General features: G+C 71.5%; 12 protein-coding genes. 10 read left to right on the top strand and 2 right to left on the bottom strand.

The window, feature by feature from the left end; all coding sequences use genetic code 11:
* The first annotated feature begins 226 nt into the window (after positions 1-226).
* Complete coding sequence (locus tag RV986_RS45555) at positions 227-1732, top strand: metallophosphoesterase family protein (protein WP_475922963.1); 1506 nt, start codon at positions 227-229, stop codon at positions 1730-1732.
* An 87-nt stretch (positions 1733-1819) separates the two neighbouring features.
* On the opposite strand, the gene RV986_RS45550 is transcribed toward RV986_RS45555, so the two are convergent.
* The gene (locus RV986_RS45550) at positions 1820-2341 is read right to left on the bottom strand and encodes a GNAT family N-acetyltransferase (protein WP_475922962.1); all 522 of its coding nucleotides are present in this window, start codon (positions 2339-2341) and stop codon (positions 1820-1822) included.
* 238 nt (positions 2342-2579) lie between these two features.
* Between RV986_RS45550 and RV986_RS45545 the strand changes: the two genes are divergently transcribed.
* The 4 genes from RV986_RS45545 (at position 2580) to RV986_RS45530 (ending at position 14895) form a co-directional block, all read left to right on the top strand.
* Positions 2580-3446: a DUF4132 domain-containing protein gene (locus RV986_RS45545; RefSeq protein ID WP_475922961.1), complete on the top strand. Its 867-nt coding sequence runs from the start codon at positions 2580-2582 to the stop codon at positions 3444-3446.
* Positions 3447-3597: 151 nt separating this feature from the next.
* Entirely contained in the window at positions 3598-8712 is a 5115-nt protein-coding gene (locus RV986_RS45540) for a DNA-binding protein (RefSeq protein ID WP_475922960.1), read from the top strand.
* Between the two features lie 238 nt (positions 8713-8950).
* Positions 8951-12745, top strand: coding sequence for a DUF5682 family protein (locus RV986_RS45535; RefSeq protein ID WP_475922959.1), 3795 nt, complete (start codon positions 8951-8953; stop codon positions 12743-12745).
* Positions 12742-14895 (top strand): SWIM zinc finger family protein, encoded by a 2154-nt coding sequence (locus RV986_RS45530; protein ID WP_475922958.1) that lies wholly within the window; start codon positions 12742-12744, stop codon positions 14893-14895. Before RV986_RS45535 ends, RV986_RS45530 begins: the two co-directional genes overlap by 4 nt.
* 202 nt (positions 14896-15097) lie before the next feature.
* On the opposite strand, the gene RV986_RS45525 is transcribed toward RV986_RS45530, so the two are convergent.
* The gene (locus RV986_RS45525) at positions 15098-15520 is read right to left on the bottom strand and encodes a secondary thiamine-phosphate synthase enzyme YjbQ (RefSeq protein ID WP_475922957.1); all 423 of its coding nucleotides are present in this window, start codon (positions 15518-15520) and stop codon (positions 15098-15100) included.
* 95 nt (positions 15521-15615) lie between these two features.
* On the opposite strand from RV986_RS45525, the gene RV986_RS45520 reads away from it, so the two are divergent.
* From RV986_RS45520 to RV986_RS45500, 5 genes are all read left to right on the top strand, one after another.
* Positions 15616-15726, top strand: a complete 111-nt coding sequence (locus tag RV986_RS45520; RefSeq protein ID WP_475922956.1) for a putative leader peptide — start codon at positions 15616-15618, stop codon at positions 15724-15726.
* Positions 15727-15896: 170 nt separating this feature from the next.
* Complete coding sequence (locus tag RV986_RS45515; protein WP_475922955.1) at positions 15897-16796, top strand: ABC transporter permease; 900 nt, start codon at positions 15897-15899, stop codon at positions 16794-16796.
* Positions 16769-17620 (top strand): ABC transporter ATP-binding protein, encoded by an 852-nt coding sequence (locus RV986_RS45510; RefSeq protein WP_475922954.1) that lies wholly within the window; start codon positions 16769-16771, stop codon positions 17618-17620. Before RV986_RS45515 ends, RV986_RS45510 begins: the two co-directional genes overlap by 28 nt.
* Positions 17621-17759: 139 nt before the next feature.
* On the top strand, positions 17760-18788 hold the full coding sequence (locus RV986_RS45505) for an ABC transporter substrate-binding protein (RefSeq protein ID WP_475922953.1): 1029 nt from the start codon (positions 17760-17762) through the stop codon (positions 18786-18788).
* The gene (locus RV986_RS45500) at positions 18788-19945 is read left to right on the top strand and encodes an LLM class flavin-dependent oxidoreductase (protein ID WP_475922952.1); all 1158 of its coding nucleotides are present in this window, start codon (positions 18788-18790) and stop codon (positions 19943-19945) included. The genes RV986_RS45505 and RV986_RS45500 overlap by 1 nt, the downstream gene beginning before the upstream one ends.
* Positions 19946-19962 lie beyond the last annotated feature (17 nt).

Here is a 19962-nt window from a genome sequence, read left to right as displayed (position 1 = left end):
CGGCTCATTTCCGGTCGGACCACATGTGCTCCGGCCTTGCCGTTCCCCGAGAGCGACGCCGAAACGGATGACGGCATGCGAGGTGCGCTCGGTAGCACCACCGTACTCCCGTCCGCAGCCCGGAGCCGACCACGGGCGAGCCGCTGGGAGACCGGTGAGCGGACCCCGAGCCGGTCGGGAAACCCCCTCCTGCGGAGTTTCGCTAGATCATTGTTACGGTTCACCGGTGGCTGACTCTTCACGCGACACCGCCGAGGGCGCCGGCTGGGGTATCGACGAACGCGGCGTCTACAAGAATCTGATGCCGGATCGAGTCGAGAAGCTCTCGTGGCTCAGCCCGAGAACACTCTGGCAGGCTCGCAACGGTGTGCTGGCCTCCTGGTTCGGGGATCCCACGGGCCGGACCCGCGGCCGCTGGGTGAAGCAGCGGACGGACGCCGGGGCTCCCGCCGACATGGTGGTGCGGCGCGACGATCCGGACCGCTTCTCCTTCATGGTCCTCGGGGACACCGGGGAGGGGGACGACCCGCAGTACGCCGTCGTGCCCGGCTTCCTGGAGGTCAGCCAGGACACCAGGTTCGCGGTCGTCGCCAGCGACGTGATCTATCCGGTCGGCGCCGTCGGCGACTACGGGACGAAGTTCTTCCGCCCGTACCAGGACTACCAGGCACCGATCTACGCCGTTCCCGGCAACCACGACTGGTACGAGGATCTTCACGGCTTCATGCGCGTCTTCTGCGACGCGCCGCCCCTCGCGCGGGAGGCCACGCCCCGTCCGCCGACGCCCTCCTGGCTGCGGTCACTGCTGTGGCACAAGCCCCGCGTCACTGGCGAGCAACGTCTGGCCGAGGCCCTTGAGTTGCGCTCCGCACCTGCCCAACAGGCCGTCCAGCCGGGCCCGTACTGGGCGATCGACGCCGGACCAGTACGCCTCATAGGCATCGACACCGGTCTGCTGGGCACGCTGGACGCCGAACAGGGACGCTGGCTGCGCGAGGTGTCGCAGGGCGACCTCCCGAAGATCCTGATCACCGGCTCCCCGCTGTACGTGGACGGTGAACACCACCCCTGCCCCATCGAAGGCGGCGGTACCGTCGACGACATCGTCCGCGACCCGGACCACCACTATGTCGCGGCGATAGGCGGCGACATCCACAACTACCAGCGCTATCCGGTGCGGTTGAGCGGCGGCCGCACTCTGCAGTACGTGGTCTCGGGCGGCGGCGGGGCGTTCATGCATGCCACCCACACCATCCCGCGGGTCGACGTCGCCGGTGTCACCGAGGACGACTTCCGCTGCTATCCACTGCGCGGCGACTCCTTGGCCTTCTACAGCAGGCTCTACGGACGGCGGCTGCGGCTGCGCCGCTTCTTCACCCTCACCGCGGCGGAAGCGACAGCGGTCCTCGCCGGGCGTCTCGGCATCCCGCCGGCCCGGGCCCAGGCCGCCCCTGGTGCCCGGATCACATGGCGTACGCGTCTGGTGGCGAGCCTGTTGGGCGCCGGGCGCCGCCCGGACCGGCCCTCACGGTTCCGGCTGCCCGTGCGCAAGGTGTACACGCAGTTGTTCTCGCCGAGCTCGGCAACGTACAGCCCCCCGTTCTTCAAGTGCTTCCTGCGTCTGGACGTCACCCCCGAGACCGTCCGCCTGCGCTGCTTCTCGGCGACCGGCAACCGCAGACAGGAACTCGATCCGCCCGTCGAGGACGACGTCACCATTCCTCTGATCTGAGGGCCGGGGACGCGGAGCGGACCGGGTGCGGGGCGGGTCGGGTGCGGGGCGGGTCGGGTGCGGGGCGGGTCGGGTACGGACCTGGCGTCAAAGAGGGCGGCCGGTGTCTGCACGCTGAGCGGAGAAGTCCTCAAGACTGCGAAGATATGACAGGCCGGGGCGACCGGAGAGCTGCGTCTCGCCGACGACGGTGAACCCTGCGCGGGCCGGCACGGCCCGCGACGCCGCGTTGTCGAGGGTGGTCGCGGCCCGCAGGGTGGTCAGCCCGTACCCGTTGGCGGCAAGATCGCACAGCTCCCGCACGGCCCAGGTGGCCAGCCCCCTGCCCGCGGCACGCTCGGCAATCCGATACCCGAGTTCGGCGCCGCCGTCCGCCACGTCCACGAGGTTGACCCGGCCCAGCATCTCGCCCCCGACGCGGACCAGCACATGGAAGTAGCAGACCCCCGCCTCCTGCTCGGCAAGCAAAGCACGGAGCCGCTCGTCGAAATGGGCGAAGTAGGCCTCGCCCCGGTCAGGAATGGACGCGGCGAAGTAGGCCCGGTTCTCCCGCTCGAAGGCGAGGAGCGCGGCGGCATGGTCCGGACGGAGCAGCTGCAACTCGGGCATGGACGGGACTGTACGCAACCCACCCACACCCACACGCTGACCAGGCTCTCTTCACGCGGCAGAGGCCTCTGCACGTCAGGTCGCCTCTGCCACTGAGGTGTTCAGGCACCGGAGGCTGTCGGTGGGTGCGTCTAGTCTTTCGCGCATCGTCACAGTGGGGTGGACCGATGCGGGCCGCCGGACGCGCTGTGCCGGTTTTCGAACGGCGCAAGAGCACGGCGAAAGAGGCGGAGAACCAATGGGTTGGCTGGCAGCGGGTGACACCTACGAGATCGCTCTGGTGGAAGGCAGGGTGGTGGCCCGGTCCACGTCGGAGGCTTCCCCGGCAGGGCAGTTGAAAACCCTGCCGGCAGAGTTACGGGACCGTCCCGAGGTGATCGAACTGCAGCGGTTCGCCGAGTGGCTGGACTGGCACGCGGCAGGGTGCGCGGCGCAGGTCGACAACTGGATGGTGTCCTCGCTGCCGGTGCCGACCGTCCTGCTGGCCCGGGTCTGGCCCGACGAGGCGTGGCGGTCGGCACTGCGTGACCTCGTCGTGGTCGGCGACGGGCCGGACGAGGTCGGCTTTCTGCGGGACGCCGACGACCCGGGCGAACTGCGGGTGGTGAACCTGGACGGCGAGACCATCCGCCTCTCCCCGCACACGGTGACGATGCCGCACCCGGTCCTGCTTGCGGACCTTGAGGAACTCCGCTCGTTCGCGGCCGAGTTGGGCGTGGTCCAGGGCGTCGAACAGATCCACCGCGCCACCTGGCACAAGCCCGCCGAAATCGACGACGGCACCGACGCGATCACCGAATTCTCCGATGCAGAGTACGGCTCGTGGTTCCACCTCTCCGCCCGCGCCGCTTCGCTCGGCTACAAGGTCGCCGGCGGCTGCGTCACCAGCCGGATCCGGGACGCCGGGCAGGTTTTCACCGCATCGGTCGACATCGGCAACCCCTACTACGACGACGAGGGCCGGACCGGCCCCCTGACCTGGGGCGATGAACAGAGCCGCCGCCTCCGACCGGCCGACGTCGGCCCGGTGGCCTGGTCCGAAGGCATGCGCATGGCCGCGGCCCTCCACGCCGGCCGCACCGTGGCCGCGGACGGCGCCGCGTGAACGACACGACGGCCCGGACGGCAACACACTCCGGGACCGGGACCGGAGCCGGAGCCGGAGCCGGGCGACCGCGCAGGGCAGCGGCCGACGGAGGCACACGGATGAGCAAGGCCCCCGGGACGGGCCGCACGGCGAGGAGAGGCACGGAATCATGAACCACGCGGTGACAAACGACGCGACGGCCGGGGGCGGCGCGACGGCGGAGGCCGAGGAGTTGCTGCGCGCCGGTGCGGTACTGCCGCCGGGGACCACCGGGGGAGGCGATCGGGCCGTGCCCATGTTCACCCAGGCCTATCGGCACCCGGGCCTGGACGGCCGGGTCGTCGTACGACTGGTCGCCGCGGAACAGGGAGAGGGCTCGGGCACGGGTTTCCTCGGCCTCGAACCCGAAGGTGAGCCGGCGGAGGTCGGGCTCGGGCAGCCCCGGGCACTGGGCTTCCCGGAATGGGTGCTGGTCCATCGTCCCTCGGACGGCCACCTGGCCATGTCCCTGGTCGAGGAGATGACCAAGGTGGCGCGGACGGTGGGATCCAGGCCGAAGAAGGCGCGCGCCACCTACGAGTCGATCGGCGAACGGCTCGCGGGGTCCGTACCGCATTTCCTGCCGACCTTCTACGAGCAGGCGGGCCGGGTGTTCCTGGCCGCCGACGAGACCGCGTACGCGTCCCAGATGTTCGTCAACGCGCGCAAGGCGGAGACGGCGCACGCGCTGCCGTTCGACGAGGAGCGCATGGACGCGGTCTTCGTCGAGTTCGCCCTGGCCGAGGCCGTGCCGACGAAGATGCTCTCCAGCTACGCCAAGGGGCTGTTGTCCCGGGTTCCGGCCGCGACGGCGTTCCGGCACCTTCGCGGGCTCTTCGTGCGGCTCGCGGCGAACGGACTGCCTCCGTCGAGTCCGGGCGCGGGCGATCTGCGCAGACTGGCGAAGGCGGTCGCGGGCAAGAACGCGCTCGTGGAGGAGATCGCCCATCTGCGCGAGATGCTGCTGCTGCCCGGCACGGTCAAGGCACCGCTCGGCTGGTGGAAGACCCACCGGGCGGCCCTGCTGGAGCTGACCCGGCAGGAGCCCGCGTTCCGCGGCACCCTGCTGGGGCTGATGCCCTCGGAGTGGGAGAAGGAGGAACTGCCCCAGTGGCTGCATCTGCTGGAGGAGTCCGGTGCCACCGCCGGGCTCTGCGATGCCGCACTGCCCGCCGAAGTGCGTCCAGCCGACGGTACGGCCGGATGGACGCGAAGGTTCCTGCAGCTGTGCCGAGCCGAGGACAGGCACCTCGCTCCGGCGGAGCTGTATCCACTCGTGGACCGTATGGCCGACACACTGCGCACCGAACTGGACACCTCCGGCGGCACGTTGCCGCCCCCTGTCGGTGATGTGAACCTCCTCGACCAACTGCTGACCCTGGGCATACCGGTGGCGGAACCCGCGTCGCGCCGCAGGCTCAACCTGCGTTCGTGGGCAGCCTGCGACACCCGGCGCGATCTTGTCGCCCTCGAAGCCGACATCCGCTTCCGCCAGGCGTTCCGGAACGGCTGCCCCGAGGGCGAAGGGCCGGCCGAGACACGGACCGTCATCGCCTTGGCCGAGTCCCCCGGCGGACGATCGATGCTTGCCGAATGGGTGGGTGAGGTCAGCCGGAGGTACACCACCACGGAACTGCCCGGCCTCTCCGGATACTCCGGCGCCCTCAGAACGCTGAGCTGGCTGCCGGGAGAGGTTCTGGCGGTGGCCGAGAAGGCGGTACGAGAAGCGCTGAGCACCGGCATCGCCCCCGCGCTCGCCCGCAGTCTGCGCTCCGGGCTCCTCGACGAACTGGGCTGGCCCGCCTGGGAAGAAGCGCTCGGGACGCCCGAATCGCGGGATGCGGCGCCGGAACCACTCGTCGCCGATGCCTGGCCGTACCTCATCGTCCGGTCCGGCACAGAGGTCCGGGTGATCGGAGCGGAGGGCACGGTGCTCACGCACGAGCTGCGCCTCCCCGACGAAGTGATGCGCTGGCCCTGGGATGTGGACCAGCACTACGTGGACGGCGAGTTGTTCGTCTGGTGGCGTTCCACGCCCGACACGCAGGGCTACTGGCATCACACCGCCTCGCAGCGGCTGCCGGTCGAAAACTCCGTCTACTCCCGCATCAGCAAGACGGACGGACGTGACGGACCCAACGGGGACCTGACCCCCGTCTCGCTCCCGCTGCCCGGGGGCGGCCGGACCACCGGCGGCGGTGGGGTACTGCGCCGAGGGGACACCTTCGTTCCAGCGGCACGGCAGGTGATAAGCGACGGAATGTCGTACTGGGTGTGGGCCCAGGAGGAGACCGAGGACAGGCGTCGCGCCTGGCACGAGTACGACCCGCTCAGCGGCACGCTGGGGAACCCCGGGCTACCGGGCTGGTTCGGCGAGGGCGTCCGCACCGCCCCGGAGGGCAGCACTTTTGAGGCGGGCTGGCTGCTGCCCGCCCCCTCCGCCGTACCGGGTCCGATGTGCTCGCCGGTGAACGGCCTGCTCGGCTGGCGAGTGGTGACGCTGCCCGACGGCTCACGGCGGGGCGAGGACCTGGCGGGGCGCTCGGTCGTCGTGCCGCACGGAAGGGGTCGGAGCCCGCGGTACGCGCTGGAGTTCCCCGGCGCCGACCGGCCTCTGGCGGTGATCCAGGAGTACCACGGGATCAAGTTGCTCGACGCGAACGGCACGGTGATGGCCGAGGTCCCGCGGGACCATACCCCCGGAGCCTTCACCGCGGGCACTCCGCTGCTGCCGCCCCTGCGTTACTGGCACTTGCTCCAGCCCCGCGACCCGCAGGGCTCCGCGGCGCTCCGCCAGGTCGACGAGGACACCGCGGCGGCACTTCTGACGGCCGCCGTGGCGGAACGGCCGCGGTCCGCCGAAGACACCGAAGGCGCCGAGAAAGCCCGGATCGCCGAGAACCCCAAAAACCCCGAGGAAGCCGAGCACGCCGACAACCAAGGCGATCCGGAGAGGGAGCGAGCGGGAGCGGACGGCCGGGACCGGCTGCCCGGGCTGGTCCGCACGCTCCTGCCGCAGGTCGGCCATGAGGCGCTGCGCACGGGCATCGCGGAGGTGGTGCGGTACGCCGCCGACCAACAGCGCGTCCTGGACGCGGCGCGCGCTCGGCTCGACACGGTGCTCACGGGTGGTGTTCGGGAGGAGCAGCGGCCCGAGCTCAGCGACGGCGCGCTCACCGAGGCACTGCAGGGCCTCGGCCTCAACGGCCACCGGTACCTGGTGCACCGCAGGACGTACTACTACCTCGCATCGGCCCACAGGATCTTCCGGCTGCCGCGGCTGTTCGGGGCGGCGCTGCGGGGCCTCACCGAACCGGCCCCGGCGGGTCGTCTGCACCTCGCCCTGCCCGAGCAGGCCGCTTTGAGCGAGATGGACTGGCTGACCCTGCCCACGCTGCCCGCCCTGCTGGCTCTCCGGGCCGGCTCCGCGGCCACCGCGGAGAACCACCGGAAGGTGCTGGACACATTCCTCGCCGAACTGGACGCCCAGGAACTCGCGGTGCTGAACCCCGGCCACTGGCGCCGTGTCCAGTTGCGTCTGGACGACAGCCTGTTCCAGGGGCCCGACGCCGAGCGGGGCACGACCACGGCGACCGTGCTCCACCTCAACGGCGGCGCATTTCTCGTCTTTCCCAATGAATGGGACACAAACGTCGCCGGTGGCAGGGTGTACAGGGCGGTCTTCCACGATCCGGCCGGTCTGTTCGAGGCACCCGCTCCGTACACCCTGGTGTCCGCCGAGCCGTTCGTCCCCGAGCCGACACGTGCGCCCGGCTGGTTCGCGGCGTTCCGGGCCGAGCTCGCCGAGCGTGGCCCGGCGCCCTGGTCCCCGGCGGCCGCCGAGGAGTTCGCCCGGCTCACCGGGGTCACCCCGACCATGGCCCGGCTGGTGGTCGCCGGAGTGCCTCAGACCGACGACGAGCGCAAGCCCGTTCCCGCCGAGACGCTGAAGACCATCGGAGTGAAGTCGGCCGACGTGCGGGTGGCCAGAGACGCTCTGGGGTTCGGGGACTCCGGTGTCTGGCAGGCCGTCGTGGCGGCGCTGTTGCCCGCCGAGCCGTCCGGGCTGTGGACGGACGGCCCCGACGCGGCCGCGGCGGCAGAGGTCTGGAACCAGCGGGTGGGCCGACGGACGGCCGTCCCCGAGGAACTGCTTCACGACGCGGTCCGCACCGTACAGTCCCCCTGGGCACCGTCCGAGGCGCTGCGCGGGTTCCTCGACGTGGCCACCGAACCGCGGTTGAACCGTGACCTGAACTGGACGACCAGCGGCGCCTACTACGTCCGCCCCACCGAGAACACGCCCGGCTTCGACACCGGCGTCCTGAACGGTTCGGTGGCCCTGGCCGCATGGCTCGCCCACCGTCTCCCGTCCGGCGACCCGATCCGGGCCGTCCTTCCCGGGGTGCTGACCGTGGTACGCGACCGGCTGGCCAACCCGGGCCTGCTGATCAGCCTCGGCAGACAGGTCGGCCTGGAGGCCTTCCGGCTGGCTGCCGGGGACCCCACGGAGGCCGGCGACGACTTCGTGCGCTACGGCGCGGTCGTACTGAGCACCGAGGCCTCCGACCCCTTCGCCGCCGTCCGGTCCGCGCTGCTGGACCCGGCCGGGAGCGACCCCCACCTGGCGGCGCTGTTCCCCGGTGAACGGCCGACCGTCGGGGAGATCGCCCTCCGCCTCGTCCACGACCGGCGGTTCGCGCAGTTGCTCGCCGATCCCGGGAACCCGGTGGCGGGCGAGCGCGACGAGGACGGTCTGTGGTGGCCGCAGGATCCCGCCCGGTCCGTGCCCGACCTCGTCGGTGAAGTGGCCAAGCGGTACGGCGTCGGTGAGGACGCCGCCGTCATCTATCTGATGCTGCTCGCCCTGCCGGATCCCACCGACCACAACACCGCTCGCTGGACCGGCTGGACGAAGCAGCGGGGTGGCGCGGCCCGGCTCCGTGCCGCCCGCGTCGAACTCGCCACCACCGACCTCGTACTCGAAGGCAGCCGCACCAGAGCCGGACGCTCGCTGTTCCTGCCCGGCGGCTGGACCCACCTCGCGAAGCCGCATGTTCCGCTGGAGCGATGGAAACTGCCGATGTACGACCTGCTCGACGGCGAGGAAGCCGTCCTGGGTGTCGTCGTGCCCACCGCACCCGTCGCCGATCTCTACCGCGGGGCCTGGCAGCGAGTGCAGGACGGGGACGAACCCCGCCTGGAGGAACTTGAGGTACCGCGACCGCGAAAGGGTCGCCGCTGATCCTGGGCACGGGGGCGGGCGGAGGCGGGAGCGGGGCCGAGGGCTGGGGCGGCCGTCGTGGTGCGAACGACCGTCCGCGCCCGGCCTCTCCGCCCGCCGTGGGCTCCCGCCCGTCTGCTCCCGCCCGTCTCTGCCGACCCGGAACGGCTCCGGTCGGTCAGCCCGTAGCCCGTCAGTCGTTGCACGCGTTCGTCCAAGAGCCGTTCGGCCGGGCCGAGAGTACGAAAAGGGAACAACCATGCGTCACGGTCGGCCGGAACCCCGGGAAGCGGTGGCCGGGTTGGCCGCCTGCGCGCGGCCGTATCTGATCGGCGTACGGCACCACAGTCCCGCACTGGCGGTTGTCGTACCCCGGCTGCTGGATGCCGCGGCCGCCGAGGTGGTCTGTGTCGAACTACCGGCCGACTTCCAGACGTGGTTGCCGTACCTCTCGGATCCGCGCACCGTCGCCCCGGTGGCGCTGGCCGGTGCGCACGGGGACGGGCAGTTGCGCTTCTACCCCTTCGCCGACTTCTCCCCGGAACTGGCGGCGATCCGCTGGGCACGGGAACGAGGGGTGGAAGTGATCTGCTGCGATCTGCCCCTCGGGGCCCCGGGATGGTCGGCCGCCCCGGAGACCGAAACGGAACCCGACGCGAAACCCGACGTGGAGACCGGCGTGGAGACCGGCGTGGAGACCGGCGTGGAGACCGACGTGGAGACCGACGTGGAGACCGACGTGGAGACCGGTTCGGGGGCATCCGGAACCGCCTTCGCGGACGCTCTCCTCGCCGCCGGCACCGGTCCGGACGGGGACGACCTGTGGGACCGCGCCGTGGAGGCGCCCGCCCCCGGTAATACTCCCGAGGCCGTACGCCGCGCCGCCCTCGGTGTCGGCTGGGCACTGCGCCAGGACGAGCTGGCACGCGGTGGGGTTTCGGCCGCCGTCCTCGTCCGCGAGGCCCATATGCGCCGGGTCGTCGCCGCGGCCGGGGGGCGGCGGGTCGCTGCGGTGATCGGTGCCTTCCACGCCCCCGGTCTGGTCCCCGAAGGAGCGCCCCGGGCCACGGAGGCGGCCGTCGACGGCGCCGGGCCCGCGGAATCCGCCGGCGCCGCCCTGCCCACCGGCCACTCCCCGTCGGTCGTCACGTCACTCGTGCCGTATGCCTTCGCCTTGTTGGACTCACGTTCCGGCTACCCGGCCGGCATCCGTGACCCGCGCTGGCAGCAGGCGGTGCTCCATGCCGGTGGCGATCCCGGCCGGGTACGCGACGCCACCGCCCGCGTCATCACCGAACTGTGCCGTGCGATCCGCGCGGACGGGTACACCGCGGGTACGGGTGAGGCGATCGAGACCCTGCGGCTGGCCTGCGACCTCGCCACGCTGCGCGGCCTTCCCGCACCCGGCCGGAGTGAACTGCTGGAAGCGGTGACGTCCGTACTCGGCCGGGGGGAACCGCTCGGCCCTGTCCTGGAAACGGTGCTGGTCGGCACGGGCCGTGGCCGTACAGCCCCCGGCACACCCCGTTCCGGACTCGGCCCCTGGGTGGAGACGGAACTCGCCTCCCTGCGGCTGCCCGGTCCGAGCAGCCCCGCCCGCCAGGAGATCCGGCTCTCCCCGCTCCGCTCCGCCCTCGACGCCCGGCGCGAAATCCTGCTGCAGCGGCTCAAGGAGTGCGGGGTGGGGTACGCGGAGCAGGTCGAGGTGTCCGCCGTGGGGGACGGGAGTGCCCTCACCACGCGCTGGCGTGCGGCCTGGACCCCCTCGGTCGCCGCTCGGCTCGAACTGGTGGGCGTCAGAGGCGTCACCGCCGCCCAGGCGGCCGACGGCACCCTTCGGGAGAACCACCGCCGCGCGTCGGACGCGGGCGGAGCCACCCCGGCCCGGGTCATCGACGTCCTGGGGGCCGCGGCCCGGTGCGCCCTGCCGGACCTGGTCGGCGACTGCCTCACGGAGGCCGCGCGGGTCCTGCCCTCCGCCGCGACTCTGCCCGAACTCCTCGAATGCCTGGACCTGTTGGACTCGATACGCCACGAGCATCTGCCCGGCACCACGGAGCGAGTACGTGCCCGGGCGGCCGAACTCTCCGCCGCCCTTCTGGAAGCCGCCGTCCGCGCCTTGCCGGGGCTGGCCGGCAGCGATGAGAAGGCGGACGCGGTCGCCCTCGTGGCCCTGGCGATCAGGAGCGGTGAGGACCGGCTCGGCCTGCGCCTGGACAACGAGCTGTACGGACTCTCCCGTACCGGCTCCCCGCTCATCCAGGGCGCGGCCCTCGCCGCCCGGGTACTGCTCGAACTCGACAGCTCGGACCTGCTGGGCACGAGGCCCGCCGGCTGGGTCGACGCGGCGACGGGACCGGACTCCCGGCACCGGCTGGAGCGTCGGCTCACCGGGCTGCTCATCGCCGCCGGACCGCTGATCGAGTCCGCCCCCACCGCCCTCGATCCGCTGCTGGAGCGCATCGAGACCATCGGCGACCGGAGTTTCCTCGACCGGCTTCCCGCCCTGCGCGGCGGTTTTGAGGCGCTCACTCCGGCGGGACGGGGACGACTGCTCGCGGCCGTGACCGACCGTCTGGGCGATGGGCCCGACCTTCGGCTGACCGCCCCCGCCGCGCTGGTCGGCCGGTGGGCCGAGGCCGACAACGAGGGGCTTGCGACGCTGATCGCACTGGGCCTGGCGGACCTGGCGGGCCTGGTGACTCCTTCGCCACCGACGCTCTCCGAAGCGGACGCCGACACCGGGGCCGGGACCGGGACCGGGACCGGGACCGGGCCAGAGACCGGGACCGGGACCGGGGCAGAGACCGGAGCCAGGACCGGAGCCGAGACCGGTGAGGAGCCGCCGACCACGGTCGGGACCGCCAGGGGCGGACCGGCATCCGCCGGGAGCGTGCCGAGACGCGACCGCGGCCCGGGGCACGGGGCTCCACGGCTCGGCCCCGCCGACCGCTGGCGGCTACTGCTCGGCCGGGACACGGCGCAACTCTCCGCGGACCTGTTGCCCTACGCTCAGGCCCTCGATGAGTTGTTCGAGGGGGGCGGGAAAGAGACCGCGGCCGACGGCGAGGGGCAGGACGAGCGCACCGGTGGCGGCCTGGGACCGAGTTACCCCAGTGCCCGGCACTGGGCCGAGGAACTCCAGGCGCTCTTCGGCGCGGACATCCGGGAGGAAGTCCTGGGACGTGCCGTCGCGAGCGGCCGTACCGATGTGATCGCCCACCTCGACCCCGGCTCGGTACGCCCTTCGGTGGAGCTGCTGTCCGCCGTACTGTCGCTCGCCAGGGGGATGCCCGAGCAGCGACTGGCGAGTCTCAGGCCGCTCGTCAAACGGCTGGTCGAGGAACTCACCCGGGAACTCGCCACCCTGATGCGCCCCACACTGACCGGCCTCACCGTTCCGCGCCCCACCCGGCGCCCCGGCGGCCGGCTCGACCTGCCCCGTACGCTGCGGGCCAACCTCACCCACACCCGCCGTCTGGAGGACGGCAGAGTCGAGGTCATTCCCGAACGACCGGTCTTCCGAACCCGTACCGCACGGGAGAGCGACTGGCGGCTGATCCTCGTCGTCGATGTGTCCTCTTCCATGGAAGCCTCCGTCATCTGGTCGGCGCTCACCGCCGCCGTACTGGGCGGTGTGCCCATGCTCTCCACCCACTTCCTCACTTTCAGCACCCAAGTCGTCGACCTCACCGACCGGGTCGCCGATCCCCTCTCCCTGTTGCTGGAGGTGAAGGTCGGTGGTGGCACACATATCGCGGCAGGCCTCGCACATGCCCGCTCGTTGGTGAAGGTGCCGAGCCGCACCCTGATGGTGGTGGTCAGTGACTTCGAGGAGGGCTTCGCGGTCGACGGTCTGCTGAACGAGACCAGGACCCTGGTCTCCTCCGGTGTCCATCTGCTGGGCTGCGCGGCCCTGGACGGCGACGGAGCCCCCCGCTACTCGGTGCCGATCGCCCGGCAACTCGTCGCGGCCGGTATGCCCGTGGCCGCCCTCAGTCCCCTCTCGCTCGCCCGCTGGGTGGGCGAGCGCCTCCGCGGAGCACCCCGATGACCCGTTCCGGCACCAACACCCCACTCCCGCCGGTCGCACCGGAGGTGTTCGCCTCCGCGGTGGAGAGTCTCATCACCCGGCTCCGCGGCAGACTGGACACGGCGATCGAAGCCCTGGCCGCCGCACCCGTCACCGCCCAGGGCGGGACCTTCGGCATCCGCTGCGGCGAGGATGCTCTGGTGACCCTCTCCCCGGACCCGTCCGGCACGGTCACTGACGCCGAACAGGCCCGTTGCACCTGCCTGTTGGCACCGCGCTGCCTGCACCGGGCAGCGGTGCTGGGCGCCTGCCCGGTCGCCGTCGCGGAACCCGCCCGGCCCGTGGCATCCGCGCCACCCGTACCACCCTCACCGTCCGTACCACCCTCACCGTCCGCGCCGTCCGCGCCGTCCGGACCCTCGCTACCCGCTGAACCCGCCGGTGCCGTCCCACCCGCCGAATCGGGCCGGCCCACCCACACAGAGCCGCCCACCCACCCAGAGCGGCCCATCGCCCCAGACCAGCTCACCAATCCGTACCAACTCACCGCCCCGGACCAGCTCGCGGACCCAATCCCCGAGCCTGCCCGCGACTCGGCCGCCGTCCCCACGCGCCCCACTGTCTCTCAGATCCACGCGGCCTCCGGTCTCTGGACGGCGGCGGCAGCCGTACTCTCCGCCGGAACAACCGGTGCGGGAGCCGTTCTTCAGGCCCAGTTGCTGCGCGCCGCCCACACGGCACGCCTGGCGGGCCTCCACCGCGTGGAGGCCGCGGCCCTGAGCGTCGTGCGCCGCCTGCGCGAGGCGCGCGACCCGCACAGCCCTCACCACTCTCACAGCCCTGACAGCTCTCACAGCTCTCACAGCTCTCACAGCCCCGCCGAGCTGGTCTCCGCCCTGCGGGAACTCCTCCTCGTCACCCATCGGCTGAAGACCGGCGACCCCGACCCGACGCTGATCGGCACCGTCCGCCGCAACCACCGCCCCGACGGGGCGCTACGGCTCTACGGCGTCTGCCGCGAACCGGTGATCGGCGCCGAAGACCTCGGCGGAGTGGTCACCCATCTCCTCGACCACGACGGCCGCTGGTACACGCTCCGCGACGTCAAGCCGGGCGGCCCGGCCCGGGCCCGGCGAGCGGGTACCGCCAATGTCGCCATCCGGTCCTTCCTCACCAACCACTTTCAGCTGTCCCGTGGCGGCCTGATCATCTCCGGAGCGGCCGTCTCCCCGGACGGCCGCCTTCTTCCGGAAAGAGGTGTCCGTGCCACCTCCGCCGTCGGACGACCCTGGACCGAGTCCCCCTCGGCGAGGGTCTTCGCCCGCCCGCTCGCCGAGTCCACCAGCGGGCGGTTCACGGCGTCCCTCGCGGGTGACCCCGAAGGTGCCGGGCACGCCCGGCAACTGATCGGCTGTGATGTGGAGATCTCCGCGACCGACGGCGAGGATCTGCTGGTCCGTGAACTGCCCTGGCGAGGCGATTCGTCCACGGACGGACCGCCCGCCCCCGGTCCGTCGGTCCGGCTGGCCCCTGCCCACAGCCATCCCGCTCTCGCGCACACCGCCAATCTCCGGCAGCTGGGCGCGCACCCCGGCCTGCGGATCCGGGTCATCGGCCGCCTCGACCCCGACCGGGTCACAACCCTCCGCCCGCTCGCCGTCGGCCCGGTACCCGGCACCGAGGCGACACTGCGCCTCCCGGACGACTGGCAGGGCCGCGCAGACCTCGGCTACGACCTCCTCCGAAGCGACCACTTCCCGCCGGACATCCCCTGCCCGTCCCCGCCCATCCCCTCCTACGGCGCCGCCCCTTCAGCCGACTCGCCGCTCTGGCCCATCCACCGCCTGGTCGAACTGGCCGTCACCGGCGGACGCCGCGCCGCTGCCGAACCCGTGCGCGAAAACGATCACCGCGGCCACGCAGCCGTGTTGCGCCGCAACGGATTCGTCACCGGCGCGGACTTGATCACCACGCTCGGCGCCGTGGCCGCCCACCGCTCCCGCGATGTCTTCGGCCGCCTCCGCGAAGCCGATCCGGACCACTACACGACCCAGTGGCTCGCGACGGCCGTATATCTGGCCGCCACCGAAGCGGCCCTGAGCCACGGGACTTGGCACGGGCACCCCAGTCCCGCCTCCCCGCCCGTACGCCGTCCGAGCTCGTTGCCCTGAGACCCGGCCGAGCAGAAGACACCCATGTCGTCGGCAAACCCCTGGATCGACACTGCGCGGCGTCCGGCAGGCACTGCCATGCCTGCCGGGAACGTGACGTCATCGCGGGACGGTTCCCGCGGAGCCACACGGCTGCGCATCCCGAACTCTGCCCCGTTCAGAGCCTCCGGACGTCAGACCTGGAGTCGTCACGCCGCGCCCCTCACCCAAGGAACGACAACCGAACCCGACGGTGCAAATTGTCCCGGTTCGTATCCACGAGACACACCGACTGCCACGTCCCCAGTTCCAGTCTCCCGTCCAGCACCGGCAAGGTCGCGTGAGGCGGCACGATGGCGGGGAGTACGTGGTCGCGACCGTGGCCGGGGCTGCCGTGGCGGTGCTGCCAGCGGTTGTCCGCGGGGAGCAGGGAGTGCAGGGCGGCGAGGAGGTCGTCATCGCTTCCGGCGCCGGTCTCGATGACGGCGATTCCGGCAGTCGCATGCGGTACGAAGATGTTCAGCAGGCCGTCGCGACCGGCGGCCACCTCCAGGAGGAAGGCCTCGCAGTCGCGGGTGAGGTCGACGACCGTCTCGGCCGCACCGGTGGTGATGTTCAGGACGCGGGTGGTGAAGGCATCGGACATGCCCCAATTCTCACCCGCAAGGCGGGCCTGGCACCCCACCGACCGATCGCCCCGTGATACCGGAGGTCCATTCCGCGAGACACCATTGACCGGACATGGACGACCTGGCTACTTTCACCCGCATGTTGCGTTCAGCCATGCTCACCACGCGCGGTCACATCGACCTGCTGCGGGTGGCCTCCGCCGCGTGTCGCCGCGGCTGCTGACGTCCTTTCACTCTCCGTTTCACCGGGCACTCCCCCGTTTCACCGCGCGCTCCCCGTTTCACCGCGCTCTCGCTCCGCTCCACCCGCACGTCCGGGCTCACCCTGAGCTCCTGACGCGGCGGAGCCGCAGCGTGTTCCTCTCCGGCCGCTCTCCTCCCCGTGGAGCACTCATGAGCATCAGCCATGCCCCGCCCGGCTCCCCCGAGCCCGATATTTCGGGAATGCCACCGGCAATGTCCAGGAGTGGCGCACCCCAGCCGGCGCCGCCCGAACTCGTTCCGATCGTGCCCCTCTCCTCCCGCCGCACCCGCGTTCCCCGCTGGTTGCGCCGTACCTCCGGTCCGCTCCTGCTGCTCGCCCTCTGGCAACTCCTGAGCGGCACGGGTGTGTTGGCCTCCGACGTCCTCGCCTCGCCCGGCACCATCGCGCGGGTCGGCGCCCATCTCGTCGCCGACGGCTCACTGCCGAACGCCATGGGTGTCTCGCTGCAGCGCGTCGCGGTAGGACTGTTGCTCGGGACCGTCGTCGGGACCGGACTCGCCCTCGTCTCAGGGCTCTTCCGTATCGGCGAGGACCTGGTCGACGCGAGCGTCCAGATGCTGCGGACCGTGCCCTTCGTGGGGCTGATCCCGCTGTTCATCATCTGGTTCGGCATCGGCGAGGCCCCGAAGGTCGCGATCATCACGCTGGGCGTGTCCTTCCCCCTCTATCTGAACGTGTACGCCGGTATCCGCGGCGTCGACGCCCAGTTGATCGAGGCCGGGGAGTCGCTCGGACTCTCGCGGTGGGGGCTCGTCCGGCACGTCGTCCTGCCGGGCGCGCTGCCTGGGGCGATGACCGGGCTGCGCTACTCCCTCGGTATCGCCTGGCTCGCCCTCGTCTTCGCCGAGCAGATCAACGCGGACGCCGGCATCGGCTTCCTCATGGTGCAGGCCCGCGACTTCCTGCGGACCGATGTGATCGTGGTCTGCCTGATCGTCTACGCCTTCCTCGGCCTGCTCGCCGACTTCATCGTCCGCTCCCTCGAAAGGCTGCTTCTGCAATGGCGACCGACGTTCACGGGCCGATGACCCCCCAAAGGGGTGCCCCCCACCGGCAGAAGGCCACGACCGGCCGACAGGGCGACGCGACCGTCCCCGCCGCCTCCGCTTCCGCCTCCTCCGCCTCCTCCTCCTCCTCCTCCTCCTCCTCCTCCGCTTCTGCCGTACGAGTCCAGGGGCTGACCCGCTCCTTCGAGGGACGCGCGGTCATCGACAACCTCCGACTCGACGTGAAACCGGGCGAGTTCGTTGCTCTCCTCGGTCGCAGCGGCTGCGGCAAGTCCACCCTGCTGCGCATCCTCGCCGGGCTCGACCGCGACATCGACGGCACCGTCCTCGTCCCTCGGCGCAAGGCCGTCGCGTTCCAGGCACCGCGGCTGATGCCCTGGAAGAAGGTGTGGCGCAACGTCCTGCTGGGCCTCCCCGGCAAGCCCGAACGCGCCGTCGCCGAACAGGCGTTGACCGAGGTCGGTCTCACCCACCGCTCGAACGCCTGGCCCAAGACGCTCTCCGGCGGCGAGGCCCAACGCGCCTCGCTGGCCCGTGCCTTGGTCCGCGAACCCGATCTGCTGCTGCTCGACGAACCGTTCGGCGCTCTCGACGCCCTCACCCGCATCAAGGCACAGCGGCTCGTCGGCGAACTGTGGCAGCGGCGCGGCTGCGCCGTGCTGCTGGTCACGCACGATGTCGAGGAGGCCGTCCTGCTCGCCGACCGGGTTCTCGTGATGGACGACGGTGTCATCGCCCATGAAACAACGGTCGACCTGGACCGGCCCCGCGACCTCACCGACCCCCGCTTCGCCGAACTGCGCGCCGGCCTCCTGGAGCGCCTGGGCGTCGACACCGCCGCCTGAACTCCCCCACCTCACACCCCAGCCGCCTTCCCGCACCCCCTTTCCTCTCACTCGCCTTCGCCCTCTCCTCTCTCGCCTTCGCCCTCGCTCCTCTCACCTTCGCCGCTGTCTTCACCCGAACCAAGCGAACGGAATCGCCATGCGCCGAAACCTCGTCCCCGTCGCCCTACTCCTCCCCCTGACCCTGCTCCTGGCCGCCTGCGGCGGCAACTCGGCTGCCGACACCGCGGGAGCCGGAACCGACGGCAAGGGTTCCCTCACGCTCAACGTCGGGGACCAGAAGGGTGGTTCCGAAGCGGTGCTGCGGGCCGCCGGAGAGCTCAAGGACCTCGACTACAAGATCAAGTGGTCGACGTTCACGTCCGGTCCGCCGCTGCTGGAGGCGGTCAACGCCAAGGCGGTCGACATCGGCGGTGTCGGCAACACCCCGCCCGTCTTCGCCGCCGGCGCGGGCTCGAAGATCGCGGTGGTAGCCGCCTGGCACGGCACGTCCAAGGGCGAGGCCATCCTCGTACCGAGGAACTCGTCGTTGAACAGGCCCCAGGAGCTCAAGGGCAAATCCATCGCCGTGGCGCAGGGTTCCTCCGCGCACTATCAGCTGATCGCCTCGCTCAAGGAGGCCGGGCTGACGCTGGGCGACGTCAAGGTCAAGTATCTGCAGCCGGCCGACGCACTGGCCGCGTTCACCAGCGGCAAGGTGGACGCATGGGCGGTGTGGGACCCGTACACCTCGCAGGTGCTCGCGGCCAAGCAGGGCCGGATCCTGGCGGACGGCGACGGGGTGGTCAACGGGCTCACCTTCCAGGTGGCGGCTCCGGGTGCGCTGAAGGACACGAAGAAGGCCGCGGCCGTCAAGGACTATCTGCAGCGGCTGCGGCGCGCCCAGGACTGGGTGTATCAGCATCCGGACGCGTGGGCCAAGGTGTGGGCGAAGGACACCGGGCTGCCGTACGAGGTGGCGCTGGCCTCGGTGAAACGGACCAATGCCAGTCGGATCCCGGTCGCCGTGGACAAGCCGCTCATAGCCTCGGAACAGCGCATCGCGGACACCTTCACCGAGCTGAAGCTCATTCCCGGCAAGGTCGACTTCGCCGCCTTCGTGGACACCCGCTTCAACGGCAGCCTGCCGCCCTCCACCTCCACCCCTCGCGTCTACAAGGACTCCTGATGACCGTCCATCTGCACTGGTTCCTGCCGACCGGCGGCGACGGCCGCACCCTGGTCGACCGGCACGCGTACGCCTCGAACCGCACCGGCGCGGCGCGGCCCGTCAGCGGGGTACGCCCGCCCGACATCGACTACCTCGCCCAAATTGCCAAAGCTGCCGAGCAGTTGGGCTTCGAGGCGGTCCTCACCCCGACCGGCACATGGTGCGAGGACGCCTGGCTGACGACGGTGGCGCTCGCCCAGCACACGGAACGGCTGAAGTTCCTCGTGGCGTTCCGGCCCGGCGTCGTCTCGCCGACACTCGCGGCGCAGATGGCGGCGACGTATCAGCGGATCACCCGGGGGCGGCTGCTGCTGAACGTCGTCACCGGCGGCGACTCCACGGAGCAGCGCCGCTTCGGCGACCATCTCGGACACGATCAGCGGTACGCGCGGACGGACGAGTTCCTGTCCGTCGTACGCGGGGTGTGGAGCGGGCAGCCGTACGACTTCGAAGGCGCCCACTACCAGGTCGAGGGCGGGCTGACCGCCGTGCCGCCCGACCCGCTGCCGGAGATCTTCTTCGGCGGTTCGTCGTCCGCCGCGGGGCCGGTCGCCGCCCGGCACGCCGATGTGTATCTGACCTGGGGCGAGCCTCCGGCGCAGGTCAAGGAGAAGATCGACTGGATTCGGGCACTGGCCGAGCGCGAGGGACGCTCCGTCCGGTTCGGGATTCGACTGCACACCATCTCGCGCGACTCCTCGGCCGAGGCCTGGTCCACGGCCGACCGGCTGCTCGGCGACCTGGACCCGGACACGATCGCGGCCGCGCAGTCGGCGCTCGGGCGCAGTGAGTCGGTGGGACAGCAACGCATGCTGGCCCTGCACGGCGGCTCCAGCGACCGGCTGGAGATCTCGCCGAACCTGTGGGCCGGGGTGGGTCTCGTCCGGGGCGGCGCGGGCACCGCCCTCGTCGGCAGCCACACCGAGGTCGCCGACCGGATCGAGGAGTACCACGCGCTGGGCATCGAGCACTTCGTGCTCTCCGGGTACCCCCATCTGGAGGAGGCCTACTGGTTCGGGGAGGGGGTGATCCCGGATCTGGCGGCTCGGGGGCTGCTGCCGGGGCCTGCGACGGCGGGGCGCGGCGCACCGATTCTGGTCGCGAGCGGTCGCTGAGGGACAGGCCCCGGGTC

The sequence above is a fragment of the Streptomyces sp. RLA012 genome (assembly GCF_056270325.1).
Note: the sequence above shows the minus strand (reverse complement) of the source record. Positions and strands in the feature narration are given on the sequence as shown.